Source organism: Butyrivibrio sp. YAB3001 (assembly GCF_900112195.1).
Taxonomy (GTDB): domain Bacteria; phylum Bacillota; class Clostridia; order Lachnospirales; family Lachnospiraceae; genus Butyrivibrio.
Genome location: NZ_FOKR01000003.1, coordinates 339,493 through 362,375, shown reverse-complemented (window position 1 = coordinate 362,375; position 22,883 = coordinate 339,493). Strand labels below are relative to the sequence as shown.

Below are 22,883 nucleotides of genomic sequence, written 5' to 3'. Positions count from 1 at the left end.
AGTACACATATCAAGTGCTATGATTTCAAATATTATGTGAGTCATAAAAGATACATTCCAGGTAACGCACATCTGGAATGTATCTTTTTAATATTTCACGAGAAAATTGCTGAATGAAAAATGATAAATCTAAATGATACTATGATTACGCATGGAGAGTGGACGAAATTTTGTTAAATTCTTAAGATTGATTAAAAATATCATTTATGGAAGAAAGCTGATAAAAAGGGTATTTATGGATCGATTTACAGATAATCTATGGGTGAATGTTTGTTATACCATAAAATTTTAAATCTTTATACAGAATCGTTTACAAGCGGTGAATACTGGTGTATCTTGTACTCATGAACGTAACAGATGTCCTTTTTGAGTGGTTTATTGATTCAGCTCCTTTTGGAGCGACCGGTTATGTGGCCGGCGTGTCTAATTCGCTGCGAAACAATCCGATATAACTGGTGTCTTTCAAACATAGAACCTATGGGAATTGTCATATGGAATAGCGTGCGTTTTGCCATTACGGAATTGATGGCAGAGTCTGCACTTCTTTCAACGTGCCTGCATAACGCATTCATGTTGTCTGTTATTCCCATAGGCGAAATGTATTGTCTTGCTGGAAAATACGAAGATTTTGTTTATATGGTTTTGGTTTATCTATGATACGTGTGTTGTCCGAAAAAACAGTGGGTGATATACTTTAAATAATAAATGATGATAGGTACAAAAGGAATAAATGTGCTAATACGTGCATGATGACTTATGCCCTACACATCATAATAGAAAAGGTGGGTACAGATATGGCGAAAGCAGCTAATCCGGAACAGTATCAGGAATCACTAAGATCAAAGGGAGAACTTAGATATAATGAGCGCAGCAGATGGCTCTTTTTTGGACTTCCATGGACTTTTACCAAGTATGAGATAAGAGATAATGATTTTACTATTATAAAAGGTTTTTTTACCGTAAAAGAAAATGATTGTTATATGTATAAGATCAGCGATGTTGAGATAACAAGAACATTGTTGCAGAGAATTGTGGGTCTCTCCACTATCATCCTGTATACAGCTGATGTGACAGACAGAACAATTGTCATGAAGAATATCAAACATGGAAAAGAGATAAAGGATTTCATTTTGCAGGCTTCTGAAGACGCAAGACTACGTCGCAAAACGGTAAGCATGCAGAATATAGGATTTGGCGCAGAGGATATTCATGATGTTGATATCAATGATGAGCTTAGTTAATACATTGTGTTGAAAATGTATGGCAGATTCTGAATATCTTTGGGGTGAGAGAGTTATTTGCAACGGAGCAATCGGTGCCATATGTGAAGGAAAAGGGTATTTGTTGATATTATTGGGGAGTTGGGGATAAAACATGAGTTTTGAATTTGATGTTCCGGAATATAAGAAAATAAGGGTACTAGTTGATACAGATGCTGCGTGTGAGGCAGATGATCCATTTGCCATCGTGCATGCGCTTCTTAGCCCTAAACTGATTGTGAAGGGAATAATTGCAGAACACTTCAATGAAAACGGTTCAATGTTAAGAAGTTACAACGAAATACAGACTATTCTTGAATCTATGGATATGACAGTGCCGGTCTTTAAGGGGCAGGATGGTCCGTTATCTGTGGATGAGAGTGAGTCTGAAGCAGTAAAGTTCATTATTTCAGAGGCGTTGAGTGATAGCGAGAATCCGCTTTTTATCCTGTGTCAGGGAGCAATCACAAATGTTGCTAAAGCCTTGATGTTTGAGCCTTCTATTAAAGATAAAATTACAATTATCTGGATTGGCACACATGGAGAGGCACCTTGCAAAGCACCATTTACCGAGTTTAATGCAAATAATGACATTCCTGCGGCAAATTATGTTCTTCAAAGCGGTGCAAATATCTGGCTTGTTCCGTCAAAGGTCTATATCACGATAAATATTGGCATTGCGGAGATTCAGCGTCGCATAAGGCCGTGTGGCAAAATTGGTGAGCATCTTTTTACAAATCTTGTCGATTATAACATGTCACAGTTTGCAGGCTGGACTCAGGGCGAAAGTTGGTCACTCGGTGATTCACCGGCAATTGCCATAGCAATTAATCCGGGCTGTGGTCACTATCATGGGGCAAAAGCTCCTCTTGTGCTTGCTGATACTTCGTCAGCTGAAAAAGAAGATAATCCTGTTATCAGGATCTATACAGATGTGGATTCCAGATATATTTTGGAAGATTTTATTGCTAAGCTTGAGATTTTTAGTGGTAGATAGAGCGAGACGTATCTGATTTATCTATATAACAAACACAAAAACTCGAAAAAGGATAAAATTCTTTTCGCAACAACCTAATTATTTAAGAAAAATAGCCGAAATATAATATGACGTGAATTATCTTTATAATATTTCGAAAATTAAAGTGTGGAAAATGATTAGGGGAAAGGAAGTCCAACATGAGTGAAGCAGCAATTAAAAGAGAAGAGAGTGTTCTGGTCAACGCGGATACCAAGATTATTTCATTGGTATATCAGGAAGTATATGAGCATAAGGCAAACATATACAAATGGTTGAAGAGAGGTTTCGATGTTGCTGCCTCAAGTGTTGCACTGGTGGCTTTGTCACCGATTTTTCTGCTTACTGCTCTTGCAATCTTATTAGAGGATGGTGGGCCTGTTTTTTTTACACAGCAAAGAGCCGGAAAAAACTTAAAGCCATTTAAAATCTACAAGTTTAGAAGTATGTATAAAAACGCTGAATCTCAGTTTGAGCGTATGCAGGCTCAGAATGAGCAGACTGGGCATGCGTTTAAAATTAAGGATGATCCAAGGATAACACACGTAGGGAAATTCATCAGAAAATATTCAATTGATGAGCTCCCTCAGTTACTAAATATAATTAAAGGCGATATGAGTATAGTTGGTCCCAGACCTATTCTTTTAGAGCAGATGGAAGAATGTAATGCTTATGAGAAGCAGCGCCTTGTGGTTAAACCAGGATTAACATGCTATTGGCAGGTTGGCGGAAGAGCAAATATTAAATGGGATGAATGGGTTGAGTTGGATTTGAAATATATAAAGGATATGAGCATAGCTACTGATATTAAGCTAATATTAAAGACTATTCCGGTTGTATTTGAGTCGGATGGAGCTTATTGAATTTGGTTTTGGAAACGGGCGGATACGAATTCTGCCCGTTTTTGTAATATAGTTGAAAATTGAAAAGATAAGCTTTTGTAAATGGAACAGAAGAAGTATAGGAGAAGCGTAGATTTAGAATGAATCTACGCTTTCTTCTATGACAAAAAACGGTATTTAGATTATAATTAAATAGAAGCATATACTCAAATTATTTAATGTATGGGGAAATTAGTTCTCTTATTGGTTGAACGGCTATACAATTGGATATTAGTTATAGAGGGGAGTAAGCTAGAGCTTTGATTCTGTTTTATGCTTGTATATCATATCTTTGAAAAATAATCCCTGTTACTAAGAAAAAATCGGAAAAGTATGAGCTATTGATTACCATAATAGCTTGGGTGAACAATTGAAAAGGATAAGAAAAAAAGAGAGGCTTTACATGACAGTGTTCTATGTGAGTGATGATAATTATGCTCATTTGCTAGGAATATCATTAACATCTCTTTATGAAAACAACAAGGATGAATCTGACTTAAATGTTTTCATTATAGATGATGGGATTTCAGAGGAAAACAAGAAAAAGATTGATCATACAGCAAGACGTTTTGGCCACGAGGTGGACTATTTTAAAGCAGATATGTCTATATCCAATAGTAAGATGGGAAAGTGGCCTAAGAATATCTTTTATAGACTGTATTTTGTTACTGTTTTTGGAAATCGTTTAACAGATGGAAGATGTTTGTATTTAGATTGCGATACTATTGTTGCTGATAGTTTGCAGGATTTATGGAGTACGGATTTGGAAGGCAATGCCTGTGCAGCTGTTTATGAATGCATTGGAGAGAGACATAAAATGAACTGCATGATCAAGAAAACTCTCCCGTATTATAATTCTGGAGTATTGCTTATGGATGTTCAAAAGTGGAAACAATTGAATGTGGAAAACAGGGCACACCAGATACTAGAACTGAATTCTGACACAAAGATGGAATATCCAGACGAAGGAATAATAAATTATCTTTTAATGGGGAATATTAAGCCTCTGAGTCCGCGATATAACCTAACTACTATAAAGTGTGTTTTCAATTATAAAGAACTTAAGATGTATCGTAAATCAAGATTTATGTATTCTGAGAAAGAATATTTAGATGCTAACAATAAGCCGGGAATCATACACTATACAAATAATTTTTTAGTAAGAAGACCATGGCAAAGTGGGGAGAATCATGGTCACCCATTGGAGAAATACTTCGAAAAGTATAAAAATGATTCTGAATGGAAGAATATCAAAACTTTTGAAGAATATGTTGGATTACAAAAGAAGATTGTTCGGAGAGTATTTGATATAAATGGAATGCTATGTACTGGGCTAACAGGCTTTATTTATTCATATATAAAGCCATTAAAATATGACAAGCTGATTGTTACAAAAGACTAATTGATTTTGAGTTTGATGTGCATCAGCCGTAAGTAGGGGCAAAGAATGGCTGACTCAAAGAAAATAGAGACTATATACAATAGATGCAAGTTGGCAAAGGTAATCTCTTTTGATGTGTTTGGAACACTTATAACTAGGGATGTTGTTGAACCTGATGATGTAATACGAATTGCTAAGACAAAGAAAAATGGGAGAGAGGTAGTTGGCGAAAACAAAGAAGACATCGAGGCATTGTATGAGGTTGAAATGTCCATTGTACATCCAATTGATGACATGATCTTTGTTATGAGACGGTTAAAACAAAATGGAAAAGTAATAATACTAACATCTGATATGTATCTGAACGGACAGATGATTGAGAATTTGTTGGAAAATATTGGTGTTATTAAAGGTATTGATTATGATTGGATATTCGTGTCTAGCGATTACGGATGTACAAAAAAAGATGGGGGATTGTATAAGCTAATCCAACAGGAAATCCATGTGAGCTTTGAAGAGATGGTTCATATTGGCGATGCAATAAGAAGTGATTATTTGATTCCACGTATGCTCGGTATCAAGGCTATTTGGTATAAGAGTGAGAAAAACAGAAGTGTTCCGGAATATCGTAATAATGAATTGAGAAATCTAAATAGATTCATTGAAAATCATATGTCGGTTGAGAATTATGAATATGAAATAGGATATAAATTTTTTGGACCATTGCTGTATGGCTTTGCCAATTGGTTAAATGATAGAATTTCAGAAAGAAATGAACCAGTATTTTTTCTTGCTAGAGAAGGATTTATCTTTCTAAAAGCTCTCGAAATAATGGGGATGAGTCAGGAGAATATGAAATATATGCTGATTTCCCGAAGAAGCATTATTGGTTCATTGCTATGGATATATGATGATATTGATGAAATGATAAAAAGCCTTCACATAGATAGAAAAATAAGCTTTGAAAAGGTTATAGCACTTTTAAATGTTCAGGAGTGCTTGAAAAATGATAGAGCATCGCTGAAGTTATTAGGAAGAATATATACTAGTTCAACTGAGATTATAGATGATGAAGAAACATATTCATTTTTATTCAGGCATATATCAGAGATTAAAGAGAAATCTAAAAGTCAATATGACGCAATGGAAAAATACCTTCAATCTATTGAATTTGACACCCAAGATGATTGCACGATGGTCGACATTGGATGGGTGGGAACTATGCAACGTTATCTAAATGATTATATAAAAACAAGAAAGTATTCAAAGAGAATAAAGGGATTATACCTTGGGGTTCATATAAATAACTACAATGAAGATCCTAAAGAAGGCTATTTGTTCAATGGAGACAGTGTTAAGAAGCAGCGAGACATATTTTCTTTTGTTGGATTGTTAGAAAGTGTTTTTTCTGAGCAAGATGGAAGCGTGAAGCATTATTGCCAAAGAGGTGACTCCTATGAAATAGAACGATGTGGATACGAGTATGATGAAAATGATGCAAAGAAAATTGCAATGATTCAGCAAGGAATGCTGGACTTTGTCAGGGACATGCATAACAGTGGCATAAAGCATATTTTGTTTTTTGATCAGTATCTTTCTACATTTAATTTGCTTAAATTTGGTAATAATCCATCGAAAAAGGATCTTGATTTTTTCAGGACACTGGTATTTTCAGATGAGTCGTATAGCTTGAACTCTGGATTTGGATTAAAGACACTATCTATTAAGGATTTTAAAAATAATTTTATGAATAGTATTTGGAAAACAGCTTATCTGAAATGCACATTTGGTAGTTGGTTTCCTGCAAAAGCATTTTATGATTGCCTGTATGGACTTAAGAAAAATACTTGAGAGTGGCTATGGATAATAAAACAGATTTACTTGCAGAAAATAAGACGTATTTAGAAAGGAAGCAATCGACTTTATATAAAATATATGAGTCCATTGGAGTGTTGACAAAAACTCTTTTGATTGGAGATATCTTTGGATTCAAAAGTATTTTAAAAAGAAAAAAAACAAATATCCAAATACGAGCTAATACAACGATAAAAATACGATACCCTCAGTTAAAAACAAAATATATGAATGAAAGAGTTGCTGTATACATGGCACTCTTTGGGGATATTGATTCAATTTTTGAACCACTTGTTGTTGATGATAATTGTGATTACTACATAATTACAGACCAAGATGTGTCATGTGATAGTATTTGGAAAAAGAAGGATGTTGATATGTCAGTTGTTGATGAATACAACAATAGGCAAAAAAATAGATACTATAAGATGCACGCACAAGAGCTTTTCCCAGAGTATGCCTATTGTATTTATTTAGATTCGAATATTTATATTTATGGGCTTCTATCAGAGCTGATTCAATATGTTAATCCGGAATCTGGAATTGGAATACATAATATGCCTAATAGGGGGAATGTTTATGAAGAAATATACGCGAGGAGTCTTATAAATCCGAGAGATAGCAGAGTTCTTGAACGACAAAAGAATGATTATAGGCAGATGGGTTTTAAAAATGAAGAGGGCATGTTTGAGTGCAATGTGATTATTACTAAAACTGGTAAGGAAAGTACTAAGATCATGGACAGATGGTGGGAAGAATACAAAAAATATCCTGCAAGAGACCAAGTATCATTTCCTTTTATTTTATGGGATCTAGGCATATCGCAGGATAAAATCGGAATCATTGGGAATTGTATGAGGTTAAATCCGTACTTTAGAATAGAAGAACATGTTATACAGTAGAATGGGACTGCCATATGAATTTTTACTTACAGTTATTAGGAATTGTAGTTATCGTAAGTTTTATTGAATTTAAATTATGTAATAATGAAAAGCAAGTTCTTTTGTATATCAAGAGAGGTTTATTTCCGTGTGTTTTGTTATGCTGCGTGTCAGGGTTGAGATCTTTGGAGGTAGGAAAAGACAATTATAGCTATTCTAGATATTTCTTGAAAATGACATTTGACAGAGTTCATTTTTTTAATCCTAACTTTTATTGGATATACAATTTATGGGATTATGTTATAAGGCAATTTACTGATAAAGTTTATGTGTTTAATTTTTTATGCGCACTTGTAATTTATATTTCATTATATTTATTTATTACAAGATATTCATGCGATGAGCGCGTATCTTTGATTCTGTTTATTACTTTGGGTATTTTTTTTAATTCAATGAATCAGACTAGGCAGGCATTGGCAACGGCGATTCTGTTGTTAGGGTTTAAGTATGCGGTTGATAAAAATATTGTCAAGGCGATGTTATTATGCTTTATTGCGGCGTTTGTACATAATGTGGCGGTGGTAATGATTCCGATATACGCCTTTTTTTGCTTGGCGCCTCGTATTGGCCCAAGAGTAGTGGCATTCTTTTCAGGTGCATCTATAGTGATTGCACTTTCATATAACAGATTAATAGGAATATTTGTAAGTATTTTTCCAAAGTATAGATACTATTTAAAATACTCAAAGTTGTTTGTGGAAAGAAGAAGTATATATAGATATGGGGATTTTTTTATGGCTCTAATTATACAATTGGTTCTTATTTATGGACTTTATAAACTCAAATTACGAGAAAATGTTAACACGGAAAATAATTATAATAAACGAAGAGAAGAAAATGATGAATTCGGAAATATACTGGCGTGTATGAATGCTGTATATCTGTGCATGACATATTTGATATTAAATAGTGATATTTTTAATCGCTTAAAATCATTGTTTGTTTATTGGGTAATACTAACAATTCCATTCATAATAAAGAAATACTTCAAAGATAATTTTGGAATTAAGGTATTGGTATGCGTTGTATCAATGGCATATATGTTTAGATTAGGTGTTCATGATGGAGATGGTGTAATTCCGTATAAGCTGTTCTTTGATTGGAAAAAAGTACTATTTTGATATGGTTCATAAGATGATTCATATGTTTTTTAATTATAGAGAATAATTATGTCAAGAAAAAAGAAGCTTTTACTGAATACCTGTACAGGTATATTAAAACAGATTATAAGTATAATATGTGGTTTTATTTTGCCACGTTCTTTTCTGCTTTATTATGGATCGTCAGTAAATGGATTAATTTCATCGATAAATACTTTTCTTAGCTTTGTTATATTACTAGATTTGGGTGTGGGTGCAGTAGTACAGGCAAATCTGTATAAACCGTTAGCGGATAGAGATAATGATCAAATAAGCAGAATTGCTAAATCTTCTGATACTTTTTTTCGGCGATTACTTTTGATATTTGTGGGCTATATTGCTTGTCTTTGTTTCTTTTTCCCTAAAATAGTGAATTTTGGAACATGGTACACATTATCGTTATTGCTTATCATCTCTGTAAGTACGATAGCTCAATCACTTTTAGGAATTACATATCAACTTCTTTTGAATGCAGATCAGAAATCGTATGTACAACTTATGATGCAAATTGTGACTATTGTTCTGAATGCGATATCTGCTATTTTTCTGATGCGGGCAGGGGCATCTATACATGTCGTAAAGCTTATGACAGCAGGTATATATTTATTGAGACCTTTGGGGCAGATGCTTTATGTTCGCAAGCACTATGATCTAGATATGAAGATTAAAGTTGTTGAGGAACCAATAAAACAGAAGTGGAATGGGGTTTTCCAGCATTTTGCCGCTGTTATATGCCAAAACATAGATGTTACGGTGCTGACTTTGTTTTCAACTTTAAATAATATATCTATCTATACGGTGTACTACAATGTAACAAACGGTGTAGAACAAATTATAATGATGGCTGCTACAGGTTTGGAATCTACTTTTGGGAATATGATTGCTCAAGGCGAAAAGCAGAAATTGCGAGAGACGTTTAGCGTGGTTGAATGGATTATACATGCCGCTGTTACAATAATGTTTTCTATTACAGCAATTACAATAGTTCCGTTTATATCTATATATACTAGAGGAATAACTGATGCTAATTATATTGAACCAACATTTGGTGTTGTTCTCGTTTTAGCATATGGCGTGCAGTGTCTAAGAGTTCCTTACTTTCGAGTGATTAAAGCGGCAGGGCATTTTAAGGAGACTCAAAATGGTGCATTTATTTCCGCTGTACTAAATATAGTTATTACGGTAACGCTGGTTTTTAAGTTTGGATTAGTAGGAGTGGCAGTGGGAACCTTTATTGCGATGCTTTATCATACTTGCTATTTTGTATGGTATTTGAGTAAACATATTCTTGAGAGACCGATTAAGTATTTTATAAGATACTTGATAACTGATGGTGTAATTGCAGTTGGATCTTTTATGTTAACAAGTAACTATGCTATATACAACAATTCATATGTTGCATGGCTATTGTTTGCATTGAAAGTTGCAGGAATTGTCTTGTTGGTAAGTGTAGCTGTTAATTTGATTTTATATAGGTTTCAAGTTAAGGCTATGATAAAGTTTATTTGTAAAAGGTGACATATGAAAATTAAAGAAAAGGTTATGGAAGCAATTAAAAGACCTCAGATGATATGGGTGTATTTGTCAAATAGAGGGCTTTTCAATTATATGGATGACGAGAAATATCTTTCTATTAGATATAAATGTCTTTTAGGGAGAACACTTAATATAAAAACTCCATTATCCTTCAATGAGAAACTACAATGGTTAAAAATCCATGACCGTAAGCAGATATATGAAACTATGGTAGATAAGTATGCCGCAAAAGGATTTGTATCAGAGCGTATTGGGAAAGAATATATTATTCCAACATATGGAGTATGGGACTGTTTTGATGATATTAATTTTGCGGAACTACCAAATGAATTTGTGATTAAGTGTACACATGATTCCGGTGGAGTTGTCATTGTAAAAGATAAAAATAGCACAAATATTAAGAAGATTAAGTCAAAAATAAATAAGTCTTTAAAGAAGAACTTTTATCTGTATGGACGTGAATGGCCGTATAAAAATGTCATGCCTAGAATTATCATTGAAAAATATATATGGAATAGTATGTGTGGCGATAAAGATATAGATTATCCAGGACTTATCGATTATAAATTCTATTGTTTTAATGGAATTCCAAAATTTTTGTATGTATCAAGTGGAATGGATAAGCATGATACGGCAGCTATAAGTTTTGTGTCGCTAGATTGGAAAAGGCTGCCTTTTTACAGATTGGACTATAAGCAATTAACTGAATTGCCACCACAACCAAAATGCTTTGAAAAAATGCTAAAAATATGTAAGAAGCTGGCAGAAGGAACAAATTTTTTGAGAGTAGATTTATATGAGGTGGATAATAAAGTGTTTTTTTCAGAAATGACATTTTATCCATGCTCAGGTTTTATGCCATTTAATGATTATAAGTATGACATTCAGATTGGGGAGTATCTTTCTTTATGATTATCATATTGAAATAGGCAATTGGCAAAAATCATCAAAAATCTTTCTGATTCTCAGAACAATCTTATATAGGAGAAATTCCTAAAATATTACTGTAAGGAGTTCAAGAATCATGAAAGAAAAGGAATTTGTTAAGCTTTTTACCAGTGTTTATAACGAAGAATTGAAGGCACAATGCCCGGATAAAGGCCCTAATCAGTCTTCGCAAGCCGATTGTTCAGTTGTTATTGATGATGTGCTGGTATTGTTAGAAGTGAAAATTCTTCGTAATACTAATAGCAACAGTGGAGAGTTTCACAAGTTATTTGGCGAACTATTGCTAATGCGGTCATTTGTTCAAGAGTGCAATGCTGTTGAATATGGAGTTTTGATTCCTGAGAGTTCATATTCAACATTTTTGAATGAAATGAGGAAATATCATTCAGGTACCCTAAAGCTTTTTATGTCAGAGTTTAAGGTGAGGCATTTGTTACTATTTGACGAAATTAACATGAGGTGTAGGCATATTATTCTTGAAGAGATATTTAATATTATCAGCTGAAAAAGAATTTTGATAAGCATTGAAAACATTATCTAACATAGCATTTTCAATGCTTATCGTAGAAATGTATGAGTTAATGTTTTTCTTTATACTTTGCAAGTTCGGCTTTTAATAATTCGATAGTAGAAGCCTGCTCATTGATAGTAGATTTTTGTTCTGCGATTGTATCATCTTTTTCCTGGATGACATGCTCATACTTTTCCGCAGCATCAATAAGACCGGCAGCATATTGTGAAGCCATCTGCTCGCGGTAGCGGCGCTGGCCTTCGAGAATCGCTTTTGCCTGAGTGTCAGAGTTGATAGTGTACATCAAATTGCCCACCTCCTTGGTAGCTTCATTTTCCTGGGCAAGAGATTTGAATTCTTCCCAAGTAGTAGCATTAAAGAGTTTTGCCCAATAGACGAGACCACTGCTGATATCTTCGTCGGTTGCAAGCTCTATTTGATTTAATTGTAACACGTTGATTCCGAAATTTTTAGTATAAGGGTGATGATTTTTTGTATTTAGCAGAAGGTAGTGGGAATAGAATTCCGGATATTCTGGAAAGAAAGCTTGATTTGTGATGCAAAAATGAGTTGTAGGCTTTAATAAAGAGTAATCTTCGCCTTCATTTAAGCAGTCATAAGCTCTACATAAATATAAAACTGAGCGAGGAATCCAAAATTTATCAGTGTACATTTGCAGCTCAATGTTGATGATTTCACCATTATTGAGAAGGAGCATTAAATCCATTACAGTTTCCTTCAAAGCGCCGTTAAGTTCAATAGGATTTAAAACGAGAATATCTTTTACTAAGCTTGGAGAGATACCTTTTAATGAACAAACAAGCCCTATAAGAGCGCGTTTGGATTTTTGCATAACATAGTGAAAAAGTAGATCGCTGGTAAGAGTATACTCTATCACTCCGGTGGCATTAATATAGATTGGTTCACATAAAATATTAGTTTGTTGGTGCATAAAAAATCCTTTCAAAGAAATAATAATAAAATGTGGAATGCTCGATTTGGCAAGATCAGCTGTATTGGCTGTGTCAAATACGAGAGCTCCGAACGGAGCAACAGGTAGTAATATATCATAAAGCTTTGTGTATGTAAATAACTTTTTTATTGTTGAAAATGTGTCATTGAAAATGTGTTAAGATTTCAGTAGATTTCAGTCTGTTTCAAGATAGATATGAGTGATGTTATGAATCGCAAGACTATATGGATTAAAATCCTGAAAAAAGATTATAAGGGTTCTAATCAGTCTTCACATGCCGATTGTTCAGTTGTTATTTTGACGAAATTATCATGGATTATAGGCATATTATTCTTGAAGAGATATGAGAACACTATTAACTGAAATGGGATTTCGATAAGCATTGAAAACATCATTTGGCATGGCATTTTCAATGCTTATCAAAGAAAGTTAAGAGTTAATTACTTTCATTATAGTTTGCAAGTTCTACTTTTAATAATTCGATAGTAGAAGCTAGTTTTTTGATAGTATTGGCTTGGTCTTTTATAGTAGAAGCTTGCTCATTGATAGTATTTGTTTGCTTATCTATAGTGGAAGCTTGCTTGTTGATGGTATTTGTTTGTTCTTGGATAGTAGATTTTTGCTCTGCGATAAAAGCATCTTTTTCTTGTAGGGCATGTTCATACTTTTCTGTGCCATCAATAAGACCGGCAGCATATTGTGAAGCCATCTGCTCGCGATAGCGGCGCTTGCCTTCGAGAATCGCTTTTGCCTGAGTGTCAGAGTTGATCGTGTACATATAGTTGCCCACCTCCTTGAGAACTTCATCAGTTGCAAGTTCTGTGTGGTTTAATTGTAACACGTTGATCTCGAAATATTTAGTATAAAGGTGGAAATCTATAACAATGATTTACAACAGCATTACCCCAGCTAAGTTCATATCCCGTCCGAACAGGTTCATTGCAAATGTACTTGTTGATGGAAAAGAAATTGTGGTTCATGTAAAGAATACCGGAAGATGCAAGGAGCTCTTGATACCGGGATGTGAAGTTTATCTTGAAAAGGCGGGTAATCCGGAAAGAAAAACGCCCTATGATCTGGTTGCTGTAAGGAAAGATGATAGGATTATAAATATAGATTCACAGGCTCCGAATGCGGTGGTGAAGGAGTATCTTGAGAAGAGTAATGATTTTACACTGGTAAAGCCGGAGCATAAGTATGGCGATTCCCGGATTGATTTTTATATGGAAAAAGAAAATCCTAAGGATGGGACTAAGGAATTATACCTGATGGAAGTGAAGGGATGTACTCTTTTCATAGATGGAATAGGGTATTTTCCTGATGCGCCTACTCAGCGTGGAGCAAAGCATCTGCGGGAACTGGCAAAGGCAGCAGGTGAAGGTTACCATGCGATGATAGCTTTTGTGATACAAGGCGAGGGGATTTATGAAGTGAGACCAAATAGTAGCACGGATCCGGAATTTGCATCAGCATATGATGAGGCAATCGCAGCCGGAGTTGAAGTGTTATTTTTTTGTTGCAAAGTACGGGAGAATTCAATTATGATATCAGAAACATTGATGAAATAGTTGTTTAAGATATGCTGCACAAAAAATAATATCTTGCAGGAAAAAGGCAGAAACAATAACACAATAGGAGATTTTGGCTTATGAAGATGGTTACACTTGGCAAAACTGGTATAGTAGTTCCGCAGAATGGCTTTGGCGCGCTTCCGATACAGAGAGTTTCACTTGAGGAGGCAGTGAAGATTCTCAGAAAAGCTTACGACGGTGGAATGAGATTTTTTGATACGGCAAGGGCTTATAGCGATAGTGAAGAAAAACTGGGGGCTGCATTTGGGAATGGCTATATTAAGAGAGAAGATATAATAATTGCGACCAAAACCGGTGCAAAAACACCTGAAGAATTCTGGCAGCATTTGGAAACTTCCCTTGAGAAGTTACAGACATCATATATAGATATCTATCAGTTTCATTTGATGGGACAGTGCTGGAAACCCGGCGATGGAAGTGGAATGTATGAATGTATGCTTGAAGCTAAGAAACAGGGGAGAATCAAGCATATCGGCGGAACAGCGCACAAGGTTGGTGTGGCAAAAGAGCTGATTGAGTCAGGATTATATGAGACTGTTCAATATCCTTTGAGCTACCTTGCAACTGAAAAAGAAATTGATCTGATAAAAATGTGCAATGAAAATAATGTTGGTTTCATCTGCATGAAGGGACTTGCAGGCGGGCTTATAACAAATTCGAGAGCTGCAATGGCATTTGTGAGCCAGTTTGATGGAACAGTGCCTATATGGGGAATTCAGAGAGAGTCAGAACTTGATGAATGGCTCTCATACATGGACAATGCGCCTGAGATGGATGACGATATCTATGCATTTATTCAAGGCGAGAGAAAAGAACTAATGGGTGATTTCTGTCGTGGCTGCGGATATTGCATGCCATGCACTATGGGAATACAGATAAATCAATGTAACCGCATGACTTTGATGCTGAGAAGAGCGCCCAGTGATTCCTGGCTTTCGGAATACTGGCAGGCCGAAATGGAGAAGATAAATAATTGTATCAACTGTGGAGCCTGCTTATCGAAATGCCCATATGAACTACAGATTCCAACTCTTTTGAAAAAGAATCTGGAGGATTATCACGAGGTACTTGCCGGAAACCGTAAGGTAAAGTGATGCAAATTGTAATGGCCATCTGCAACTGATTATGAAGTTATTTATTTTTGGCAAGTATATAATCGCGTTAACGACTAATGTGATAAAAAATAAGGAAATCTATCTATGAGAAGAGAAGGAATAACAACTTTGTGCTATCTGGAGCGAGATGATAAATATCTGATGCTACACAGAATCAGCAAAAAGAATGATATAAATGCCGGAAAGTGGATTGGAGTTGGCGGACATCTTGAGGATAATGAGAGCCCTGAGGAGTGCATAAAAAGAGAAATTTTTGAGGAGACGGGATATGATATACCGATGGAAATCCTAAAGTTCCGCGGTCTTGTTACCTTTGTTTCGGCAAAAGGTGATTATGAGCTTATGTCTCTTTTTACTGCTAAGGCTCCAGATTCAGAACCTTTGGAATGTTCAGAGGGAAAGCTTGAGTGGATTTCAAAGAAGGACTTATTTGATCTTAATCTGTGGGAGGGCGACAAGATTTTTCTTAAGCTGTTGCAGGAGAGAGAGGAGTTCTTTTCCCTTAAATTATCATATGATAAAGATGATGAACTTGTTGAAGCAATACTGAACGGGAGAAAATTGAACTGAGGATTTGTAAAGCATCACTAAGATGACTGGAATATATTTCAAGATGCGGTAGCAGTACAGCAGATGTATATTAAATCACCTATATGCCTGCAAAACTAATATTTTTTTGTGACTGTAGATGGGACAATTATAAATAAGAGAAAATATGGCACAGTGTAACATATGCTACAGAAAATGCACAATTGAAGATGGCGGGACGGGCTTTTGCAAAGTAAGAAGTGCAAAAAATGGCGTTGTATATCCTCTTAATTACGGGAGGATTACAAGTATTGCCCTTGATCCAATAGAGAAAAAGCCCTTGTCGAGATTCATGCCCGGGGCAAAGATTTTATCGGTTGGAAGCTATGGCTGCAACTTAAGATGTCCTTTTTGCCAGAACTATGAGATTTCCTGGTCGGAAGAAGCTTACAGCTATGGCACTGAAGCACAGGTTATTTCGCCTGAGGAGCTCGCAGAGCTTTCTTTTCGTTATAAAGACCAGGGCAATATAGGACTTGCGTTTACTTATAATGAGCCGCTTGTTGGCTATGAATTTGTGCGGGATACCGCCAGACTTGTCCACGAAAAGGGCATGAAGAATGTTCTGGTTTCAAATGGAATGGCAAGCAGGGAAGTGCTTGAGGAGATTGTGCCTTATATAGATGCGATGAATATTGACCTTAAGGGGTTTACTGACAATTACTATGAACATTTGCTAAAAGGAAATCGGCAGATGGTCATGGATTTTATCAGCGAAGCGGTAAGGCATTGTCATGTTGAGCTGACAACCCTTATCATTCCGAGAGAAAATGATTCTGAAGCTGAGATGCGAGAGCTTTCAGAATGGATTTCCTCCCTTGAAGATGATACTGGTAATAATGTGGGAAAAGATGTTGTTCTTCATATTTCACGATTCTTCCCACGCTTTCATATGACTGACAGGGCTGCTACAGATGTAGCGTGCATTTATAGACTTGCAGATGTGGCAAGGGAAAATCTAAACTATGTTTATACGGGTAACTGTTAGATTTTTAATAATCTGGCAAGAAAAGAGCATGTCAATGTGTCAGTACATAGACATGCTCTAAATAGTTTATAAATGCATTACAGCGCAGCTTTATAGATTTTTTCCACAGCTGCAGCATCAAGAGGGCGTATCCTTGAGAGCTTGACGGTGTCGTTCATTGTGGCGTCAAAGGAAAGTTTCTTTATGTCCTCATCATCAGGTGAGATGCCAAGTTCATGGATGGTTACAGGCATTCCGATGCTCTTGAAAAATTCAACTGTTTTCTCAATTCCCACAAGGGCAGCAGCTTCATCGTTATCAGATTGTACATTCCATACTCTTCTTGCAAATTTGGCAAATCGTGGAAGGGCTTCTTTATAGAGTTCTTTTGCCCATGAGCCCCATACAGCGGAAAGAGATTCACCATGAGTGCAGTCAAAGCGTGCAGAAAGAGCGTGGCCTAGTTTGTGAACAGAAAAATCTTTTCCTCTTCCGCATTCAGTGAGGTTATTGTGGGACAGGCTGGATGCCCAGAATACTTCACACATAGAATCATAATCTGAAGGATTTTCTACTATTGCTGCGCCGTTCTTTATGACGGTTCTAAGCAGGCCTTCTGCAATCTCATCAGTCATGTCACATTTTATATCAGGAATAAAATATCTTTCCATAGTGTGCATCATAATGTCGGTAACACCGGCTGCAAGCTGCTTTTTAGGAAGTGTGCTTCCAAGAGCAGGATTTACTATGGCAAAGCGGCATCTGTTAAAATCTGTGTTTATCCCGGCTTTTTTTTCGATTGATTCATTTGTAAGAACTGCAGAGTCGCTCATTTCACTGCCGGCAGCAGCTATGGTAAGCACTGCGCCTACAGGAAGGCTCTTTTCAAGTGGAACCTTCTTTGTCCAGAGTTCCCATAGATTTGAATCCGGATTAGCGGTTCCATGGGCGATTGCCTTTGCAGTATCAATTGCGCTTCCGCCGCCAATGCCTATGATCATGTCAGCGCCAAAGCAAAGAGCTTCTTTAACACCTTCTTCTGCGTGAGCAAGTGTTGGATTAGGCTTTGCTCCGCCAAATTCCTTGAAATCTATGCCTGCTTCAGACAGTGATTTTTTTACTCTGTCTAAAAGACCACTTTTTATAACACTTCCTTTTCCGAAGACAAGAAGTGCTTTTGTTCCATATTTTCTGGCAACTTCGCCGGTCTGAGATTCTGTGTCTTTTCCAAATACGACTTCAGTTGGCATATAAAACTTAAAATTTTCCATCCCCATATACCTCCAATCATTATAAGAATCGCAAGATTGTTATGATAAAATGAGTATACAACATAAATGCCATTTCAGAAACCCGCATTTGCTGCGGGTTTCGTGCAATAATGAATGAGAAAGCAAATAGGTCCTCGACGCAGTCGACTATAAATGGCCTATTTGCATACATTCTTGGATTATATATCCAAGAATGTATACAACATAAATTGAAATTCAGAAACACGCTTTTACAGAGGTTTCCCACTTTGCAATATGAGTTAAATATAATAGAATTAGTTAGTGGGGATGGTTCGAGGATGTGCATTATTAAGGGACGAATAAGAGCCGTCCTTAAATTATGGGATAAAAAAGGAGAAGAGTATGGAATACGTATTTGAAATGCCGGGGGAAATGCTACAGGAAACTGACAAAAAGGGGAAGGTAGAACTGTTTGAGTATGATACTCAGACATATGATGACAGCCAGAGACAGCTTCATAAGGCGGCATGGGTATATCTTCCTTATGACTATGATGAGAATGGTAAGTACAACATTTTGTATTTGCTTCATGGGGGCGGATTTACACAGGATTGGTGGCTTAAGCTGTTCCCTGATACAGTGACAATCCTTGACAATATGATCGCAAAGGGACTTTGCGAGCCTTGCATCGTTGTTACACCGACTTTCTACCATGACGAAGAGGATAAGAACACACACGATGAGTCAAGATGTGAGAATTTTAAGACTGAGCTTAGAAAAGATCTTATTCCAGCTGTTGAAAGCAAGTATGCCGGATATTCAGAAAAGAATGTTTCTGAAGAGAATCTTATAAAGACTCGTGATCATCGTGCTTTTGCAGGACTTTCACTGGGATCCATGACTACCTACAGAGCTGCATTTTATAATAACTTTGATCTGTTTGCATATTATGGACCATTTTCAGGATGTTGCGGTCCTTTTGGAAACCACGACCTTGAAGTTGAGCGCATCTGCAAGACACTTTCTGAGGGAAAAGAAAATGGCTATGACCTTAAGTATATGCTTTGCTGCAATGGTGACAAGGATATAGCATTTGAAGAACATAAGGATATCATGGGAAGAGCAGTGGAGCAGTCTGACCTTCTTGTTCAGGGAAAGAATTATGATTTCTTCATAATTCCAGGTGGCGTTCATGATATGAAAGCATGGCAGCTTCATCTGTATCATGCTTTGCAGGTATTTTTCAAGGCTTGATCTGCTATATGTTCTAAAATGTAATTACAGAAACCCGCATTTACTGCGGGTTTCGTGCAACAATTAATTAATAGTAATAATAAAGAATGGTTGATGGTAATGTTTGAAACTAGTAATCGAGAAGAAGCAATAAAAGTAAAATTTCCTTTAAAAGAAGCACTTATAGGTGATGCTGCTTTTTACAGAAGAGTGGCAATGGTTGTTGTACCTATGATTATCCAGAATACATTATCCAATGTTGTAGGTCTTTTGGATAATATAATGGTTGGGCAGGTTGGAACTCTGGCAATGTCGTCTGTTGCCATAGTCAACCAGATTTTATTTGTGTTCTATCTGTGCATTTGGGGTTCTCTTGCCGGCGCAGGAATCTTCAGTACACAGTTCTTTGGAAAAGGAGATATGGAAGGCGTCAGAGCTGCCATAAGGTTTAAACTTCTGACTGCTATTACTATTTTGGGCATTGCCTCGCTTATTCTGATAAGCTTTGGCGGGAATATCATTTCTTTATACATAGCAGAGGGAACTGTAGAAGCTGACAGGATTCAGACGATGAAACTTGCTACAGGCTATCTGGATATAATGATCGTGGGACTCATTCCATTTAGCCTGACGCAAGTATATGCCAGTGCCATGAGGGAATCAGGGAAAACAACTCTTCCTATGATTGCCGGAATGGTGGCAATGGGCGTCAACTTTATATTCAATGCACTTCTTATATTTGGACTTTTTGGATTTCCTAAACTGGGAGTTTTTGGAGCTGCGATCGCTACTGTTATATCAAGATTTTCTGAGCTTTTAATGGTGGTTTATGGAGCTCATAAGGGCAAAACAAAGTATCAATTCTTTAAGGGATTATACAGACATTTTGTTATTCCTTTAAATCTCATCTGGCCTATATTGTCAAAGACACTGCCGCTTCTTGCCAATGAGTTTTTGTGGAGCCTTTCGCAGGCAACACTTTTGCAGGCATATTCAATAAGGGGAATTGCTGTAATCGCAGCGATGAATATCAGTGGTACGATATCTCAGATTTTTAACGAGGTATTTTTATCACTTGGAAATTCAACAGGAATTATTGTAGGACAGGAACTGGGAGCAAATAAGCTTGTCTCAGCCAGAAGAACGGCCTGGAGAATGGCAGCCCTTAGTCTTGCCAGCACAGTAGTCATGGGCACGCTTCTTTCACTGGCAGCGCCATTTATTCCACAGCTTTATAATACAGAGCCTGAAATAAGAAGTCTTGCAACCAGATATATTATGATCGTGGCGATGGTAATGCCAATAAATGCTTACGCAAATGTGGCTTACTTCACCTTGAGATCTGGAGGCAAGACTACTGTAACGTTCCTTTTTGACAGTTGTTTTTCGTGGCTTGTACCTGTTCCCTGCGCATATGTGCTCAGCAGATTTACAAACCTTCCTGCAATCAGCGTCTTTACAATAGTATCGCTTCTTGAGTTTATCAAGTGCATCATTGGTTTTATTCTTGTAAAGAGCGGAGTGTGGGTGAGAAATATAGTTTCGGGTAAGTGATTACAATATCTTTTTTATCTTAAAGAATGTAAGGCTTCCGACAACAATGGCAATACTAAGTATAATGACGGTGGGATAACCAAGTTTTGACTCCAGCTCAGGCATGTACTTGAAGTTCATTCCGTACCAGCCAACTATGAGCGTAAGAGGCATGAAGATGGTTGTTACCACTGTCAGTACTGTCATTACTCTGTTCTGTCTTACATCAAGCTGTGACTGATACAGGTCATTTAACTGAATGGTGTAGTCTCGAAGGTGAGTTGCTGTATCATAGAGCCTGTCCACACGGCTTGAAAACATGTGGAAATATCTAAGATTTTCTTCTTTAAAAAATCCATTTTCATTTTCTTCAAGTTCCTGGCCAAGATCAAGAAGCTGTTCATAATGAATACGAAGATCACGTATATCGCCGCGGATATCGTTATTGCGTTCCATATGAGCTGCCTCTGCATCCGCCATTATATCTTTTTCCAGATTGTCGAGTTCACGTTCATATTCTTGCATGGTAAGCAGGTCATTGTGTATGATAAGTTCCAAAAAATCATAGAAAAAACGCTCCAGGCATGGCTTTTTCCATTTTTTTAATCTCTGTATCTTTTTTACCAGATTAAGGGCGCTGTCACTGTCATCGATAAATACGATTCCGGTCTCATCAAGAACAAAAGAGAATTTCTGCGGCTGTGAAAAGTGAGATGACTGGGTTGGAATACAAAAAGTTCCTGTCAGGGAATCGTAATTGACTTCAGCCTTGGTGGTAAAAATATCTTCATTATTGATATCAAAATCTATACCCATGTCAAAATTTTCATTCTGAGATGTCCACTCGGCCGGGGTAAGTACGGCTACATATGGGCAGGCTGCGTCATGACTTTGCTCAGCACTGCATTCTTCAAGGGTGTTTTTTATAAGATAATACATAGGAAACCTCCATGTCTGACTGTAGTTTGGAAAAACATATATTAACTATATCTTATCACTGATAGACGCTTGGAAAAAGCTGCATTGTCAATTGAATGAAATTATGGTTATGTTGTTACTACCTTGGCGAAAAGGTCCGTATAGATTAAACAGTAATGTTATTCAAATTTATGAAAAAATAAAAAAGTTATTGAAATTTAATTGGAATATTCTCGAAATATAGCAAATAATAACTATGTAAGTAATAATAGAAGTCTTTTTACGCATTAATGTTTACGCGATTTGATTTAATATAGGTGACTTTCGCAAGTTTAAGACTTTTTGAGTGGAGAATAATATGGAATCACAACTTCTCTTGAGGACATTGCGCATCAGTCCAGAGCTATGTCATGACTGTGAGCAGGACATGAAGATTACAAAAGAAATATTGCATAAGATTCTTGAAATAAGCCGCAGTGGAAGGTAATATTGTTGGTAGTGTTATTTGTTTTTGTAGTGGATTATTAAAAACAGTGCAGTTTGGGGCTTGAGTGGGAAAATATAAATTAACTGCATTGGAATATGTGACATTTTAATTCAAATTAGAAGAGACTAATTCCAGCTACAATTGGGATCAGTCTTTTTTCTTATTATAGAGTTTTTATGGGGATGGTATATATTGTCAAAAGAAATAAAGAAAGCAGTAATTTTATATGCGGTAACGTCTGGCCTTTTGCTGTCCGGATGTAGCGTGACGCAGACTGTTGGGAAAATAGTAAATGATAGCAGTTCTTATTTTGATGCAGTTGAAGGCTATGAACAATCCGGTTCACAAAAAGAAGATGAAGTGCATTTGAAAGCTACAGATGAGATCAATCTCAGGGATATTGATGGCAAGGGATTCAAATATCTTTTTACATATAATAATGAAGATTTTAATGTTATTTATATTCCTGATCATTGGAAGATAATTGATTCCTACAAAATAATTGATGCTAAAGACATGGCGGTTATCTGCCAGGCGTTGATAGATGAACATCCAGTGCATGGAAGAGATATGGTGAGTTTTAGAACTGCCGATGACATGGTCTATGAGTGGCAGATTCACAATATGGCGTATGTTCTTTTACCGGAGGATAATCCTATGAAGGAAAAAGCCAAGGATGTGGATCTTGATCCTAAGGATCAGGGTAGGACTTTTAGCGAAATATACAAGGATAGGACGGGGAAAGATCTGGATTTGAAGAGTTTATTCGGAAATTGAAAA

The 22,883-nt window shown here is 36.3% G+C and carries 22 protein-coding genes; 18 read left to right on the top strand and 4 right to left on the bottom strand.

The annotated features are described in order from the left end of the window. Positions 1-408 precede the first annotated feature (408 nt). The 11 genes from BM086_RS05070 to BM086_RS05020 all read left to right on the top strand — a co-directional run bounded on the left by BM086_RS05070 (position 409) and on the right by BM086_RS05020 (position 11,459). On the top strand, positions 409-657 hold the full coding sequence (locus tag BM086_RS05070) for a hypothetical protein (protein ID WP_092324367.1): 249 nt from the start codon (positions 409-411) through the stop codon (positions 655-657). Positions 658-794: 137 nt separating this feature from the next. Then, positions 795-1,241: a PH domain-containing protein gene (locus BM086_RS05065; RefSeq protein ID WP_092324365.1), complete on the top strand. Its 447-nt coding sequence runs from the start codon at positions 795-797 to the stop codon at positions 1,239-1,241. Between the two features lie 133 nt (positions 1,242-1,374). Then, complete coding sequence (locus BM086_RS05060) at positions 1,375-2,256, top strand: nucleoside hydrolase (RefSeq protein ID WP_092324362.1); 882 nt, start codon at positions 1,375-1,377, stop codon at positions 2,254-2,256. 179 nt (positions 2,257-2,435) lie between these two features. Beyond that, on the top strand, positions 2,436-3,137 hold the full coding sequence (locus BM086_RS05055; protein ID WP_092324359.1) for a sugar transferase: 702 nt from the start codon (positions 2,436-2,438) through the stop codon (positions 3,135-3,137). 421 nt (positions 3,138-3,558) lie between these two features. After that, positions 3,559-4,557 (top strand): glycosyltransferase family 8 protein, encoded by a 999-nt coding sequence (locus BM086_RS05050; RefSeq protein ID WP_092324356.1) that lies wholly within the window; start codon positions 3,559-3,561, stop codon positions 4,555-4,557. Between the two features lie 45 nt (positions 4,558-4,602). After that, on the top strand, positions 4,603-6,387 hold the full coding sequence (locus tag BM086_RS05045) for an HAD hydrolase-like protein (RefSeq protein ID WP_092324353.1): 1,785 nt from the start codon (positions 4,603-4,605) through the stop codon (positions 6,385-6,387). Between the two features lie 8 nt (positions 6,388-6,395). Then, entirely contained in the window at positions 6,396-7,292 is an 897-nt protein-coding gene (locus tag BM086_RS05040; protein WP_092324351.1) for a glycosyltransferase domain-containing protein, read from the top strand. A gap of 14 nt (positions 7,293-7,306) precedes the next feature. Then, positions 7,307-8,452: an EpsG family protein gene (locus tag BM086_RS05035; RefSeq protein WP_092324348.1), complete on the top strand. Its 1,146-nt coding sequence runs from the start codon at positions 7,307-7,309 to the stop codon at positions 8,450-8,452. A gap of 48 nt (positions 8,453-8,500) precedes the next feature. Continuing rightward, a complete protein-coding gene (locus BM086_RS05030; RefSeq protein ID WP_092324346.1) occupies positions 8,501-9,988 on the top strand; it encodes a polysaccharide biosynthesis C-terminal domain-containing protein in 1,488 nt (495 codons plus the stop codon). A gap of 3 nt (positions 9,989-9,991) precedes the next feature. Then, positions 9,992-10,918, top strand: coding sequence for an ATP-grasp fold amidoligase family protein (locus tag BM086_RS05025; RefSeq protein ID WP_092324343.1), 927 nt, complete (start codon positions 9,992-9,994; stop codon positions 10,916-10,918). A 112-nt stretch (positions 10,919-11,030) separates the two neighbouring features. Then, positions 11,031-11,459, top strand: a complete 429-nt coding sequence (locus BM086_RS05020) for a hypothetical protein (protein ID WP_092324340.1) — start codon at positions 11,031-11,033, stop codon at positions 11,457-11,459. A gap of 73 nt (positions 11,460-11,532) precedes the next feature. On the opposite strand, the gene BM086_RS05015 is transcribed toward BM086_RS05020, so the two are convergent. Both BM086_RS05015 and BM086_RS05010 read right to left on the bottom strand, forming a co-directional pair. Next, positions 11,533-12,417 (bottom strand): PD-(D/E)XK nuclease family transposase, encoded by an 885-nt coding sequence (locus BM086_RS05015; protein WP_092324337.1) that lies wholly within the window; start codon positions 12,415-12,417, stop codon positions 11,533-11,535. Between the two features lie 457 nt (positions 12,418-12,874). Further along, positions 12,875-13,216: a hypothetical protein gene (locus tag BM086_RS05010; RefSeq protein WP_092324334.1), complete on the bottom strand. Its 342-nt coding sequence runs from the start codon at positions 13,214-13,216 to the stop codon at positions 12,875-12,877. 106 nt (positions 13,217-13,322) lie between these two features. Between BM086_RS05010 and sfsA the strand changes: the two genes are divergently transcribed. From sfsA to amrS, 4 genes are all read left to right on the top strand, one after another. Beyond that, on the top strand, positions 13,323-14,006 hold the full coding sequence (gene sfsA / locus BM086_RS05005) for a DNA/RNA nuclease SfsA (protein WP_092324331.1): 684 nt from the start codon (positions 13,323-13,325) through the stop codon (positions 14,004-14,006). Positions 14,007-14,086: 80 nt separating this feature from the next. Then, positions 14,087-15,124: an aldo/keto reductase gene (locus tag BM086_RS05000; protein WP_092324328.1), complete on the top strand. Its 1,038-nt coding sequence runs from the start codon at positions 14,087-14,089 to the stop codon at positions 15,122-15,124. Positions 15,125-15,229: 105 nt separating this feature from the next. Beyond that, complete coding sequence (locus tag BM086_RS04995; RefSeq protein WP_092324325.1) at positions 15,230-15,715, top strand: NUDIX hydrolase; 486 nt, start codon at positions 15,230-15,232, stop codon at positions 15,713-15,715. Between the two features lie 145 nt (positions 15,716-15,860). After that, on the top strand, positions 15,861-16,721 hold the full coding sequence (gene amrS / locus BM086_RS04990; protein ID WP_092324322.1) for an AmmeMemoRadiSam system radical SAM enzyme: 861 nt from the start codon (positions 15,861-15,863) through the stop codon (positions 16,719-16,721). A 77-nt stretch (positions 16,722-16,798) separates the two neighbouring features. Here the strand turns inward: amrS and BM086_RS04985 are convergent, their stop codons facing one another. Continuing rightward, the gene (locus BM086_RS04985) at positions 16,799-17,971 is read right to left on the bottom strand and encodes an iron-containing alcohol dehydrogenase (protein ID WP_092324319.1); all 1,173 of its coding nucleotides are present in this window, start codon (positions 17,969-17,971) and stop codon (positions 16,799-16,801) included. A gap of 363 nt (positions 17,972-18,334) precedes the next feature. Here BM086_RS04985 and BM086_RS04975 point away from each other — a divergent pair, with 363 nt between their 5' ends. Together BM086_RS04975 and BM086_RS04970 are read left to right on the top strand one after the other, a co-directional pair. Beyond that, the gene (locus BM086_RS04975; RefSeq protein WP_092324313.1) at positions 18,335-19,186 is read left to right on the top strand and encodes an alpha/beta hydrolase; all 852 of its coding nucleotides are present in this window, start codon (positions 18,335-18,337) and stop codon (positions 19,184-19,186) included. A 99-nt stretch (positions 19,187-19,285) separates the two neighbouring features. Beyond that, complete coding sequence (locus BM086_RS04970) at positions 19,286-20,719, top strand: MATE family efflux transporter (RefSeq protein ID WP_242952124.1); 1,434 nt, start codon at positions 19,286-19,288, stop codon at positions 20,717-20,719. Here the strand turns inward: BM086_RS04970 and BM086_RS04965 are convergent, their stop codons facing one another. Further along, entirely contained in the window at positions 20,720-21,637 is a 918-nt protein-coding gene (locus tag BM086_RS04965) for a magnesium transporter CorA family protein (protein WP_092324308.1), read from the bottom strand. Between the two features lie 658 nt (positions 21,638-22,295). Between BM086_RS04965 and BM086_RS04960 the strand changes: the two genes are divergently transcribed. Further along, positions 22,296-22,880 carry a hypothetical protein gene (locus tag BM086_RS04960; protein WP_092324305.1) on the top strand — a complete coding sequence of 195 codons (585 nt, stop codon included), beginning with the start codon at positions 22,296-22,298 and terminating at the stop codon, positions 22,878-22,880. The last annotated feature ends 3 nt before the right edge of the window (positions 22,881-22,883 follow it).